Genomic DNA, 13,707 nt, shown 5'->3' with positions numbered 1-13,707 from the left:
GCCGCGCCGCCGGCTCAGAAGCGGTAGGCGGCGCGCAGGGTCAGGGACTGGTCGCGGTATTCCCCATTGCCGCGCAAGGCATATTCCGTCTTCAGCTCCACGCCCTTGGGCGTGACGTATTCCAGGCCGGCCGCCAGGTTGCCATAGGTCCTGGGCATGCCCGAGCGCAGCGTGAAGGGCGTCGCGCCCGCGCCGCTGAGCTGCATGGTGGTCACGACGTCGCCGCCGCTCAGAAAGCTCATCCCGCCGGCCACGTACGAGCGCAAGGTCGCGCCGCTGGCCAGGTCCTTGCGCCCGCCCAGCTCCACCATGGGCGAGGCCATGAACGAGGTCGTGTCGTTGCCGCGCACCTTCAGGTTCAAGGCGCCCGCGCCCTGTTCGCTGTAGCCCTCCTGCCGGATGTGGTTCACGTCCAGATCCACATAGGGCCGCAAGTACCAGGACGGCTGGCTGAATTCGTAGGCGGTGCGCAGCCTGGCCGCCAGAAATGACGACTCCGGCTTGCTCTTGGCCGTGCCGTCCAGCGTGCCGCGCGACATCCTGCTCTTCTCCACGCCGCCATGCACGGCAAGCGAGACCTGCCACGGCGCATTGTTGTACTTCAAGGCCAGGCCGCCCGCGTAGGTGTCGCTATTGCCCGAGAAGTCGGCGGCCGACGTGGTCTTGCCGTAGGCATAGCTCAACGAACCGCCCAGGAACCAATTGGTGGCGATCTCGCGCTGCGCGCCCAGCGTGAGCGTGCTCTGGCGCACGCGGTAACCCTCGTCGTCCGAAGTGGCCTTGCGTTCGGTCCAGTTCGTGTCCAGGCGGGTCCAGACGCAATCGCCTTCGCGCAGGATCGTGCTTTCGCCGACGAACGCCGGGCAACTCATCATCCGGTTCATCGACGCGTAGGAGGCATGCATCTGGTTGGCGGCGCGGGCGAACTGGCCGTCGTGGGCGATGCGGTTCAGGGCGTCGCGGTACTGGTCCGCGCTCTGAACGCCCGTGAACTTGTCGAAGGTGGAGGCATCGCTTGCTTTCCCCTGGTTCCACAGCGCCTGCAGGGAAATCGCGATCCTCGCGCGATCCGCGGTGAGCGGAAACGCCGCAGGCGTGAAGTTGGCGTCGACGGAAATGAGCGGGTCGCGCAGGCCGCCCGCGCCATTGTTCTTCAGCGCGTAGATGAACAGGGGGCTGTCGCTTGCGGTCGCGGGAACGCTGGTTTGCGCGGCGTCGAAATGGCCTATCCCCAGCCATACGTTCTTCACGGGATTGCGCAGCACCGGCTTGACGGTGCCCGCGAAGGTCGAAGCGCCCGCTACCGAAATGAAGTCGCTGTCGTGGCCGCCGAAATTCAAGTCGGGCCGGTAGGTTCCCGTATGGTTCAGCGCGCCCGTAATGCGCGTGGTCGTGTACACGCCCGGTCCGCCCGGATTCAGGATGCCGGCGCTGTCCAGGTCGCCCTGGAAGCGGGCGCCGCTGTACAAAGTGCCGCCGGTGTTGTTGTGAAAGATGCTGCCGCCGCCCAGGAGCACGTCGCCCGCCACGATCCCATTGTTGTTGACGACGGCCGCGCCGGCCACGTCCATGGCCGTCCTGGCCTGGATGACGCCGGCGTTGGTGATGGTGGTGCTGGCAAGTGGCGTGATCGCCAGGATACCCGTGCCGGATGCGCCGCTGGCGCTGACCAGGGCGTTCTGGCCCAGGTTGATCGAGATGGCCCGGCCTCCGCCATAGGCGCCATTGCTGATGGCAACCACGGCCGGCGAATTGGCGCCGGTGGCGACCACCTGCGCCGCATGGCCGATGTCCACGCTTACTGGCCCGCCATAGGCCAGTTCGTTGCCGGGAGTGCTGTACTGGTAGAGGTTGCCGTCCTTGAACACGCCGCCCCCGCCCACGCTCATCGCCAGGATCGCAGGCGCGTTCGCGCCCGAGGTCTGGACGGTGCCGCCCGTGCCGATAGCCACGTTGACCGCGCCGCCATTGCCCTTGCCGCCGGTCAGGCCGGCGTTCTGGATCAGGCCGGTCGTGTATTGCGCGGATGACTGGTCGCCCGCCAGCCCCCCGCCGCCGCCCACGCTCTGCGCCAGTATCCCGGCGGCGCCCTTGCCCGAGGTCGCGATCAGCCCCGCGATGGACAGGTTGACGGCGTTGCCGTCTCCGCCTTGCGCGGGAGACGAGACGGGCTTCAGCGTCACCAGGCCGGGCTGCGTTGCCAAGCCGGCGATGCCGCCCCCGCCGCCTATGCTTTGCGCGACGACGCCGTGCGAATTGACGCCGGCCGTAACGATGCGTCCGCCCACGTCCTGCGTCACGCTGACCGCGCCGCCCGGTCCCTGCATCGGCGAACTGGCGCCGAACGCGATGTTCACGGCATACGCAGCCGGCCCCGCGCCGTCGTCCAGCGTGACCAACCCGCCGCCTCCGCCGATACTCTGCGCCAATATGCCGAAGGACAGCGCGCCGCTCGTGGCGATGCTGCCGCCCGTGTTCGTGACGTTGACGTTGCCCCCGGCGCCGGTGGCGTTGCCCAGGAAGGCCCCCATGCCGGTTTTCGCGGTGCTGCCCAACTGGATATCGACGCCGCCAAGGGACGCGCTGGACGACGCCGCCGCCATGCCGCCGCCTCCGCCCACGCTCTGCGCCATGATCCCCGGCGCCCACCAGCCCTGCGTGGCGACGCGGCCGGTATTGTTCGCCACGCTCACCGCGCCGCCGGATACCTGGACCAGGTTGAATCCGTTGGTGTTGGACGGATACTCGCCGCCCAGGACGACCGCCAAGGTAGCCTGCTGCTGGATGGCGGCAAGGCTGGCCTTGCGCAGGGCGAGCATGCTGACGCCGCCCCCGCCGCCCACGCTTTGCGCCACGATACCGGCGGAGCCGCCCGCGTCCGTCGAGAGAACGCCGCCATGAACGACGCCAACCGCCCCGCCCGTGCTGGTCGACACGCCCTCCCCGGGGTCGCCGCCCAGCGCGACGGTCGCGGCGGTCTGGCTCCACAGGAACAAGGGCTGATCGACCACCGATATGCCGCCGCCCCCGCCCACGCTCTGGGCCAGGATGCCAGGCGCCTGACGGCCCTGCGTGCCGATGCGGCTGGTGGCGGCGCTGGCGTCCACCGTCACTGCGCCGCCCGCGCCGCTGGCCCCGTCCACGCCGCCGTTGCGCACGTTGATCAGGGACCCCAGCAGCGATCCGCCCTTGGTTCCCAGAATGCCGACGATGCGGGTGATCTTGTCGATGATCTCGGGCGCCTGGCTGCCGGCGCCGGCCGAGACCACCGCCTGCAGGTCCTGGCCGCTGGCCGCGCTTCTGCCCCCGCCACCGCCTATGCTCTGGGCGACGATGCCAGCCGAACCGCTGCCTTGCGTGGCGATCGTTCCCGTGTTGGTGACGATGGCCGGATCGGACGCGCTCCCCCCGCCCACGCCTGCCGCGCCGCCGTTGCCGCCGGTCTGGTGGGTGATGCTGGTCTGAGGCAGCGCCACCGTATAGAGGTCCTGCGCGCCGGACGCGGCGGCATTGATCAGCGCATCGATGCTGGACAGCAGGGTGGACGCCCCGGCCGAATCTATCGCCCCGCCATTGCCGCCACCGCCGCCGATACTCTGCGCCAGGATGCCCGGCGCCTGGTCTCCCGCCGTCGCGATGGCGCCGTCGTTGCGCACGTCGAATGCGCTTGCGGCGTTCCCCGCGCCACCGCTGCCGCCGGTCGTGACCCCGACGGACAGGCTGACGGCCTTTTTGAAGGCCAGTTCCGGCCCCTTCTCCAGCCAGTCCGCCGCCTTCTCCAACAGGCCGGCCAGGCTGCCCGGCGCGCCCAGGATGTCATTGAAACTGGCGGCGTCGTGCATCTGGACGATGCCCCCATTCCCCCCGCCGCCGCCTATGCTTTGCGCGACGATCCCTGCCGCCCCCGCCCCCGCCGTTGCGATGACGCCAGTCGCCGCATTGCCGACCTGCGCGCGGCCGCCGCTGCCGCCTTGCCCACCCTGTCCGCCATGCCGCACGGACAGTTGCAGATCGATTCGCGTGTTGCCTATGACCGGCGTCTTGACTGGCGCCAGGACTCCGCCGCCATTGCCTCCGCCGCCGCCAATGCTCTGCGCCACCACGCCGTTGCCTTGCGCGCCCGAGGTGCGGATGCCGCCTTCATTCGTGACCCGCGCCGTGCCGCCATCGCCGCCTCCTTGTCCCGCGCCGCCGTTGGACACCGCGACCGTGACGGCGCCGCTCGGGTTGTCGCCCACTTGCGGCGCGATCGTGACGACGCGGGAATTCGCCAGTCCGCCGCTGCCGCCCCCGCCGCCTATGCTTTGCGCCAACACGCCATTGCTGTGCGCGCCCACGGTCGTGATCGTGCCCTGGCGGGCCTGCGTGAATAACACAGTGCCGCCGGAGCCGCCGCTGCCGCCCTTGCCCCCGGTAGCCACCGTCACGTTCAGCCCCACGCCCACGCCGACCGCATTGGCCGATCCGCCGCTGCCGCCTCCGCCGCCTATGCTCTGGAGTATCACGCCGGATGCGTTACCGGCCCGGGTCTGGATCCTGCCTTGCGAGGAAAATTGGATCAGGCCGCCGTTGCCCGCCGCGCCGCCCGTGCCGCCGATGGCGACCGACGCGATCACGCCGGTGCTGTTGGCGTCGCCGCCCACGCCGCCACCGCCGCCTATGCTTTGCAGCAGCACCGCGGCGCTGTTGTCGCCCGAGGTATCGATGCCGCCGCTGTTGGCCATGGCGATGCCGCCGCCCGAACCGCCCGTGCCACCATGCCCGCCGCCCACGGCGATGATGCCGTTGCTGGACGAGGCCAGCCCGCCGCCGCCGCCCGCGCTGTTGGCGATGACGGCGGCGGCGTCGTTGCCGAGGGTGCTGATGGCGCCTGCGTTCGTGATGGTGATCGCCTGGCCCGCAAGCGCGCCCGCGCCACCGTTGCCGCCTTGTCCGAACGCGCCGCTGGCGCCGGCCGGACCGCCTTCCCCGCCCAGCACGCTGGCCACGATGCCCTTTGCGCCGACGGTGCCGGCGGTTCCGGTCGTGATCTTGCCGGTATTGGTGATCGTGACCGCGCCAGGCGATCCGCCCGCGCCGCCATTGTGTCCCTCGGCCCATGAGCCATGGCCGCCATTGCCGCCGTTGCCGCCCTGGGTCAGCACGTAGACGCCAATGCCGCGATTGCCGTTGGCCTTGATGGTCCCGCCGTTGGCCATGGTGACCGAGCCCGCGTTGCCGCCTGCGGCGGCTTTGGTGTCGGTGCCGTTGGCGGTCGACGCATTCCCGCCGATGGAGCGGGCGATCACGCCATACACGCCGTCGCCCAGCCCGGTGACGGAAGATCCTGCCGACGCGGTAAAGACGACACTGGAAGCATCCCCGCCGCGGCCTGAATCGCTATGTCCGCCAAAGTCGCCCGTGTGTTCGGCGGCGCCGCCGTTGCCGCCCGACGATATCAGGCCCACCGCCGCGCTGACGTCGGCCGGCCCCGGCCCGCGCGCGGTCACCGATGTCGTGCCCTGCAGGATCACGGACGCGGCGCCGCCATTGCCGCCGTGGCCGGACGTGTACGCGCCGCTGAAGCCCTTTGCGATGGCGCTGTCAGTCCCCGACCCTCCCCAGGATTGGACGGCGACACCGAAACCGGCGCCGACCACGTTGGCGTTGTTCAACGTGGCTCGCGCCTGGTGTCCGTCGCCGCCTATCCCGTAGCCGCCATTGGGCCCGTCAGCGTTGCCCCACAGGCCGCCATTGCCCCCCGCGGAATACAGATCGATCCCGCGGCCGGCGGCATTGACCGTGCTGGCTGCCAAGGTGTAGTCGATGATCCGCCCGCCGCCGCCATTACCGCCCCAATGGTTGGGGTCCGCGTCCCTGCCGTTGCCGCCCTTGCCGCCGCTGACGTCGATCAGGATGCCGGTCTGGCCGGGTGCATTGGCGCTGATGCGCTGATTGCTGTCCGTCTGCACGAAGTCGCGCTGCCCCCACTGGCCGTCATGGCCGTTGTCGGGGTGGTCGCCGCTGGAACAGCAGGTGCCGTCGGCGCCGCGCAGTTCATAGGACAACGGTTCCGTCTGCGCCCAGGCCGGGCGTCCGAATACGTAAACGGTGGCAATCCCCGTCTGCAGCAGCAGGGCCAGCCAGGTAAGCCGCAAGCCGTGGCGGACTGGCTGGGAAATATCTTGCGGGGAGATCATGGCGGCGGCTGCGGCGAAATTGGGCAAATTGAGAAATTCGCCGTTCGCCGCGCGCCGTACAAGTCCCGGATGACGAATCAACCATCCGGGCTGATGAGTCGCCGCTCCCGGCCCTATTTCGAATCCCGCACCGCCGCGACCATCTTGATCTCCACCGCCAGCTCGGGCCGCGCCAGCGCCGCAACGCCCAATATGGTCCAGGCCGGGAAGTCGGAACGTATGTACTTTTCCTTCACCGCGCGGAAGCCGGCAAGGTCGGCGCCGACGTCGACGTGATACGAGACCAGTTCGACCGCATCGGTAAAATCCAGGCCCAGATGGCCGAGCACCGCGGCGATGCGCTGGAACGCCAGGTCCGCCTGCTCCACAGCCGATTCGGGCAGCGAGCCGTCGGCGCGCAAGCCGATCTGCCCGGCGATGAAAACCAGCCCGTTGGCCGTGACCGCAGGCGAATACTGGAACAGGTCGAAAATGCGGTTGCCGCCAAAGACGGGATCGTCATCGGGAAGGCGCAGACGCTCGATCTTGCTCATGGAAGTCCTTGTGCAACGCGGGCGTTGCTTATTGATCGGATTTGCAACTCTACTAGGGAACGTCGCGATGTCCACCTCCCCCGCCGATAACGTGATCACGCTGTACCGCGAGCATGCCGACGCCTTCGAGAAACTGCGCGGCACGCAGCTGGTCGAACGCGCCTGGCTGGACGCGTTCCTGGACCTGCTGCCCGGCCCCGTTCCCGAGGTGCTGGACATAGGCTGCGGCAACGGCGTCCCCATCGCCCGCCACCTGATCGAACGCGGCTGCAGGCTGACCGGTGTGGATGCCTCGGACGCCATGCTTGCGCGGGCAAGAGCCTCGTTCCCTGATCACAGCTGGATTGAAGCGGACATGCGCCACCTGCCACCCTTGCGTCCCTTCCACGGGCTGATCGCCTGGCACAGCTTCTTTCACCTGCGGCCCGAAGACCAGCGGCCCATGTTCAAGACCTTTGAATGCCTCGCCGCGCCGGGTGCCGCGCTGATGTACACCAGCGGAACGTGTCTGGGGGAGGCCATTGGCCAATTCGAAGGCCAGCCGCTCTATCACGGCAGCCTGAACACCGCGGAGTACCGCGAGTTGTTGCGGCAGGCCGGCTTTGAAGTGGTACGCCACGTGGAAGGCGATACGACCTGCGGCGGCGCGAACATCTGGCTGGCGCGGCGACGCTGATAAAACCTTTGAGTTACATCAAGGTTTGACCGGCGTACGACGTCGAAAAACCCCGCCCCTGCGCCATAATCAGAATGCCGCGGCCCTTCCAGGGCCGCGCGGGGCCCACCCGGCCTCTTCGGTTTCCCCAACCTCGATCAGGCGGACCCGGCATTCATGCAAAGACTTATCCTCCCGCTACCCGGCAACGAAGGATTCGCCAAGCGCCTTGCCGCCCTGTGCCAAGGCGAACTCGGCGCTGTCGAAACCCGCCGCTTTCCCGACGGCGAAAGCTATGTGCGGCTGCATGGCGACCCGCAAGGGCGCGCCGTCGACATCGTCTGCACGCTGGCCCGGCCGGATCCCTGCTTTCTCAGCCTGATCTTCGCGGCCGACACTGCGCGCGAACTGGGCGCCACCGAGGTCAACCTGATCGCGCCGTATCTGGCCTACATGCGCCAGGACAAACGCTTCCAGGACGGCGAAAGCGTCAGTTCGCTGTCGTTCGCGCGCCTGGTGTCCGCGACCTTCGACCGCCTACTGACGGTCGATCCGCATCTGCACCGGCATCCGTCGCTGTCGGCGCTGTACACCATCCCGACCGCCACGCTGCATGCGGCGCCGCGGCTGGCCTGCTGGATCGCCGGCAATGTGCAAGCGCCGCTGATCGTCGGCCCCGACGAGGAAAGCGAGCAATGGGCCGGCTCGATCGCCGCGCGCATCGGCGCACCGCACGTGGTGCTGCGCAAGACCCGCCGCGGCGACCGGCAGGTCGACATCGAAGCTCCCGATCTCTCCGCCTGGCGCGACTACACGCCGGTGCTGGTGGACGACATCGCCTCTTCCGGCCGCACCCTGGTGGTGGCTGCCGGCAAGCTGGCGGGCATGCGGCCGCCGCAATGCGTGGTGGTGCATGCGCTCTTCGCCGAAGACGCCTGGGCGCAGGTATCCGCCTGTTTTGAACGCGTCGTTTCCACCGACGCCGTGCCTCATCCCAGCAACCGCATCGAACTCGCGTCCCTGCTGGCCAACGCGCTGCTGCGCAATCTGCGCGATTGATCACCCGATTTGAAAGGAACCCGCAATGACGCTCCGCCAGCATTGGCTATCCGGCCACGGCCCCATCCAGCACCGCGCTGACACCGTCGAACGCGTCGACGCGCTGGTGCGGCGCCTGACGGCCAGCGGCCGCGTCGCCAGCGCGGACGATGCCTACCGCATGCTGGCCGCGGCCGACCGCCTCAGCTGCGCCGCCATGAACGTGGTGGCCCACATGACCTACGCGCGCCGCATCGACCTGAACGGCGGGCCGCTGGTCGCCGGCGACTTCAAACCCAATCCCGAAGGCCACACCGGCGGATCGCTGAACATGGCGCCCGCCTTCGTCGCCTACCTGCTGGCCAATGCGCTGAGCGGCAAGACCCGCGGCTGGCTGATGGGCCAAGGCCATTGCGTGGCCGCCATCGAAGCCGTCAACGCCCTGACCGGCGACGTGTCGCCCGCGCAGCGCGGCCGCTATGACCGCAGCGAAGCCGGGCTGGGACGCCTGATCACGGACTTCTACTCCTACGCCATCGACGCCCGCGGATTGCCTGCCGTGCCGCTGGGCAGCCACGCCGGCCCCAACACGGCGGGCGCCGTGTCGGAAGGCGGCTACCTGGGCTTTGCCGGCCTGCAATACGTGCATATGCCGCTGCCGGGCGAAAGCCTGGTGGCATTCCTGAGCGACGGCGCGTTCGAAGAACAGCGCGGCTCCGACTGGGCCACGCGCTGGTGGCGGGCCGAGGATTGCGGCCAGGCCGTGCCGGTCATGATCCTCAACGGCCGCCGCATCGAGCAGCGCACGCAGATCGTGCAGGAAGGCGGCGCGCATTGGCTGGCCGAGGACCTGCGCCACAACGGCTTCGATCCGCTCATCGTCGACGGCCGCGATCCGGCAGCCATCGCCTGGGCCATCCTGGCGGCGGAAGACGCGCTGGCCGCAAGCCTGGCGGCGCCAGGCTTCCAGTACCCTGCCCGGCTGCCCTACGTCATCGCCGAAACCGAAAAGGGATTCGGCTTTCCCGGCGCCGGCACCAACGCCGCGCACAACCTGCCGCTGGGCGGCAACCCGCACACCGACAGCGCGGCCCGCGATGCTTTCAACGCCAGCGCCGCCCGGCTGTTCGTCCCGGGGCCTGAACTGGACGCGGCGCTGGCCGCGCTGGCCAATCACGATGCGCAGCGCCGTCCGCTGGAAAGCAGGCACCCCATGGCGCACCGGCATCCCGACGCGCCTGCGCTGCCCGAGCCCGCCTGGGAAGCCGCTGGCGTCCAGGGTAGCGCCATGGCGGCGCTGGACCGCTGGTTCGTCGAACTGGTGCGGGCCAATCCGCGCCTGCGCGTGCGCATCGGCAATCCGGACGAACTGGCCAGCAACAAGATGGGCGGCGCGCTGGCCTTGCTGAAGCACCGCGTCGACCATCCAGAGGCCGGCGTGGCCGAAGACCAGCACGGCGCCGTCATCACCGCCCTGAACGAGGAAGCGGTGGCCGCCGCCGCGCTGGCGAACAAGGGCGGCCTGAACCTCATCGTCAGCTACGAGGCCTTCGCGGTGAAGATGCTGGGGCTGCTGCGCCAGGAGATCATCTTCGCGCGCCGCCAGAAGGAACTGGGACAAACCCCGGGCTGGCTGTCCGTACCGCTGGTGGTCACCTCCCATACCTGGGAAAACGCCAAGAACGAGCAATCGCACCAGGACCCCACCATAGGCGAAGCCTTGCTGGGTGAAATGTCCGACACCTCGCGCGTGCTCTTCCCGGTGGACGGCAACAGCGCCGCGGCGGCGCTGCGCGCGGTCTATGCGCAGCGCGCGCAGGTCGCCTGCCTGGTCGTGTCCAAGCGCGACGGCAAGCAGCGCTTCGACGCCCAGGCGGCGCAGGCATTGGTGGAGCAAGGCGCGGCCCACGTTGCCGGCGACCCGCAAGCCTGCGCCCTGCAATTCGTCGCCATCGGCGCCTACCAGCTCGAAGAAGCCCTGAAGGCGCGCGCCCATCTGGCCGCGCTGGGCCACGAGTGCTGCGTGTCCGTGGTGCTGGAGCCGGGCCGCCTGCGCGCCCCGCGCGACGAACTCGAAGCGGTATTCACGCTACCTGACGCCGCCCTCCACGCCCTCTTCCCGCCCGGCCTGCCGCGCGTGCTGCTGTGCCATACGCGCCCCGAACCCATGCTGGGCGTGCTGCGCCGGCTGGACGGCGGCCCGGCCCGCACCCGCGCGCTGGGCTACATCAGCCGCGGCGGCACGCTGGACGTGCCTGGCATGCTGTACGCCAACCGCTGCACCTGGGCGCACGCAGTCGATGCCGCCGCTGCCGTGGCGGGCTGGCGCCGGGCAGACGTGCTGGACGCGCCGCGCCTGCAAGCCCTGGACGGCAAGGGCAATCCTGCCGACCTCGCCTAACCCTTCTGATGCTGCACAAGGAAACCATGCTCACACTGACCTGCCTGGGCGGAGCCGGCACCGTCACCGGCTCCAAGCACCTCCTGAGCCACGCGGACACGCGCCTGCTGATCGACTGCGGCCTGTTCCAGGGCCTGAAGAACCTGCGCGAACTCAATTGGCAGCGGCTGCCGCTCTCGCCCGCAGATATCGATGCGGTAGTGCTCACGCACGCGCATCTGGATCATTGCGGCTACCTGCCGCGGCTGGTGGCCGAAGGTTTCAAAGGCAAGATCCACGCCACGCCCGCGACCCGCGACGTCGCCGAGCTGATCCTGCTGGACAGCGCCAACCTGCAGGAAAAGGACGCCGACTTCGCCAACCGCAAGGGCTTTTCCAAGCACAAGCCCGCGCTGCCGCTTTATCGCGTGGTCGACGCCGAACGCGCAATGACGCATTTTTCCGATGTAGCGCTGCACCAGGAAACCGCCTTGCCCGGCGGCGCGAAGCTGACCTTGCGCCGCGCCGGCCACATCCTGGGCGCAACCACCGCGCAGATCGATATCGGCGGCATGCGCGTGGTGTTCTCGGGCGACCTGGGCCGCTACAACGATCCGGTGATGCATGATCCCGAACCCGTGCCACGGGCCGACTATATCGTCATCGAGTCCACCTACGGCAACCGGCGCCACGACCCGGCCGATCCCGTCGAAGCCCTGGGCGCCGTGATCGAACGCACGGTGCAACGCGGCGGCACTGTCGTCATTCCCGCCTTCGCCGTCGGGCGGGCGCAGACCCTGATCCATGCGCTGTGGAAACTGCGTCAGGCCGGCCGGCTGCCGAACGTCCCGGTCTACCTGGACAGCCCCATGGCGACCAGCGCCACCGAGTTGCTGGACCGCCATGCCGGCGATCACAAACTATCCCCGCGCGAGTACGAGGCCGCCTGCTCGGCCGTGACCTACGTGCGCGACGTCGAGGAATCCAAGGCGCTGTCGGCCAACCGCTATCCCAAGGTCATCATCTCGGCCAGCGGCATGGCCACCGGCGGGCGGGTGCTGCACCACATCGCCGCCTTCGGCAGCGACCACCGCAACACCCTGCTGTTCTCGGGTTTCCAGGCCGCCGGCACGCGCGGCCGCAAGCTGCTCAACGGCGCGACCGAGACCAAGATCTACGGCCAGTGGACGCCCATCAACGCCGAGATCGCCGAGCTGCCCATGCTGTCGGCGCACGCCGACAGCGATGAGCTGATGCGCTGGCTGTCCGGTTTTCAGGAAGCGCCGCGCCGGGTCTTCATCGTCCATGGCGAGCCCGAGGCCTCCGAGGCGCTGCGCGAACGCATCCAGCGCGAACTCAGCTGGCATGTCACCGTCCCGCTGCAGGACCAGAGGTACGAGCTGTGAGCAGCGTTACGGAACTCAAACCGCCCGCGCTGCGCGCAACGCGCATGCGCCTGCACGCGCAGCATCAGCCGATAGCGCTGATGCGCGCGGACTGCCACGTCTGCCGTTCCGAAGGCCTGGCGTCGCGCTCGCAGGTGCTGATCACCTCGAACGGCCACGAAGTGCAGGCCCAGCTCTACCAGATCGACAGCGACCTGCTCGCGCTCGACGAAGTGGCGCTGTCCGAGGAAGCCTGGGACGCGCTGGCAATACGCGACGGCGACAGCGTGCAGGTCCGCCACCCGCCGGTGCTGGAATCCCTGGCCGGCGTGCGCCAACGCATCTATGGCCGCCGCCTGGGCGAAGAGGATCTTGCCGCCATCGTCCGCGACGTGGTGCGCGGCCGCTACACCGACGTGCACCTGTCGGCCTTCCTCACCGCCACGGCCACGCTGCCGCTGAGCATCGATGAAACCATCTTCCTGACCAAGGCCATGGTCGACGTCGGCGACCGCCTGGCCTGGCAGGCGCCGATCGTGGTCGACAAGCATTGCGTGGGCGGCCTGCCCGGCAACCGCACCACCCCGCTGGTGGTGGCCATCGCCGCGGCCAACGGCCTGGTCATGCCCAAGACCTCATCGCGCGCGATCACCTCGCCCGCGGGTACCGCCGACACCATGGAAATGCTGGCGCCGGTGGACCTGGGCATCGAACAGCTGCAGCGGGTCGTCCAGACCGAGGGCGGCTGTATCGCCTGGGGCGGCGCCATGCACCTGAGCCCGGCCGACGATATCTTCGTGCGCGTCGAACGAGAGCTGGACATCGACACCGAAGGCCAGTTGATCGCCTCGGTGCTGTCCAAGAAGATCGCGGCGGGCGCCACGCACGTGGTGATCGACATTCCGGTCGGCCCCACCGCCAAGATACGCAGCCACGAGACCGCCGAACGCCTGGCCGGCCATCTGATAGAAACGGCCGCGCATTTCGGTCTGACCCTGCGCTGCCTGTACACCGACGGCAGCCAGCCCGTCGGCCGCGGCATCGGACCCGCACTGGAGGCCCGCGACGTGCTGGCGGTACTGCGCAACGACCCCGATCAGCCGCAGGACCTGCGCGAACGCGCCGCGCTGGTCGCCGGCGCCGTGCTGGAAATCGGCGGCGCTGCGCCGCCGGGACAGGGCATCGCGCTGGCCCTGCAAACCCTGGACAGCGGCCGGGCCTGGGAGAAGTTCGCCCGCATCTGCGCCGCCCAGGGCGGGCTGCGCGAACCGCCTCAGGCCGCGCACGTCGAACCTCTGGTCTCGCTGCAAGCCGGCCGCGTGACCCATATCGACAACCGCAAGCTGTCGCGCCTGGCCAAGCTGGCCGGCGCGCCGGAACGGCCCGCCGCGGGTGTGTCGCTGCACGCGCGGCTGGGTGATGAAGTCGCGCGCGGGCAGCCCTGGCTCTATCTCCATGCGCAGACTCGCAGCGAAATGGCCTATGCGCTGGAGTATGCGCGGCACGCCGGGGATATCGTGACCATCGAAGCCTGACG

At 69.2% G+C, this 13,707-nt stretch carries 7 protein-coding genes; 5 read left to right on the top strand and 2 right to left on the bottom strand.

Annotated features, from left to right (window positions below; all coding sequences use genetic code 11):
* Nucleotides 1–14: 14 nt before the first annotated feature.
* Nucleotides 15–6,179 (bottom strand): autotransporter outer membrane beta-barrel domain-containing protein, encoded by a 6,165-nt coding sequence (locus tag N5C88_RS02355; protein ID WP_280014600.1) that lies wholly within the window; start codon nt 6,177–6,179, stop codon nt 15–17.
* 113 nt (nt 6,180–6,292) lie between these two features.
* Nucleotides 6,293–6,712: a RidA family protein gene (locus N5C88_RS02350; protein ID WP_280014599.1), complete on the bottom strand. Its 420-nt coding sequence runs from the start codon at nt 6,710–6,712 to the stop codon at nt 6,293–6,295.
* Nucleotides 6,713–6,779: 67 nt separating this feature from the next.
* Here N5C88_RS02350 and N5C88_RS02345 point away from each other — a divergent pair, with 67 nt between their 5' ends.
* The 5 genes from N5C88_RS02345 to N5C88_RS02325 all read left to right on the top strand — a co-directional run bounded on the left by N5C88_RS02345 (nt 6,780) and on the right by N5C88_RS02325 (nt 13,705).
* The gene (locus N5C88_RS02345) at nt 6,780–7,388 is read left to right on the top strand and encodes a class I SAM-dependent methyltransferase (protein WP_280014598.1); all 609 of its coding nucleotides are present in this window, start codon (nt 6,780–6,782) and stop codon (nt 7,386–7,388) included.
* A 156-nt stretch (nt 7,389–7,544) separates the two neighbouring features.
* Complete coding sequence (locus N5C88_RS02340) at nt 7,545–8,426, top strand: ribose-phosphate pyrophosphokinase (RefSeq protein WP_280014597.1); 882 nt, start codon at nt 7,545–7,547, stop codon at nt 8,424–8,426.
* Between the two features lie 25 nt (nt 8,427–8,451).
* Nucleotides 8,452–10,806: a xylulose 5-phosphate 3-epimerase gene (locus N5C88_RS02335; protein WP_280014596.1), complete on the top strand. Its 2,355-nt coding sequence runs from the start codon at nt 8,452–8,454 to the stop codon at nt 10,804–10,806.
* Nucleotides 10,807–10,832: 26 nt separating this feature from the next.
* On the top strand, nt 10,833–12,191 hold the full coding sequence (locus N5C88_RS02330; protein WP_251879341.1) for an MBL fold metallo-hydrolase: 1,359 nt from the start codon (nt 10,833–10,835) through the stop codon (nt 12,189–12,191).
* On the top strand, nt 12,188–13,705 hold the full coding sequence (locus N5C88_RS02325) for a thymidine phosphorylase family protein (protein ID WP_280014595.1): 1,518 nt from the start codon (nt 12,188–12,190) through the stop codon (nt 13,703–13,705). The genes N5C88_RS02330 and N5C88_RS02325 overlap by 4 nt, the downstream gene beginning before the upstream one ends.
* Nucleotides 13,706–13,707: the final 2 nt, after the last annotated feature.

This window comes from Achromobacter sp. GD03932, assembly GCF_029839485.1.
Classification (GTDB): Bacteria; Pseudomonadota; Gammaproteobacteria; order Burkholderiales; family Burkholderiaceae_B; genus Achromobacter; species Achromobacter bronchisepticus_A.
Note: the sequence above shows the minus strand (reverse complement) of the source record. Positions and strands in the feature narration are given on the sequence as shown.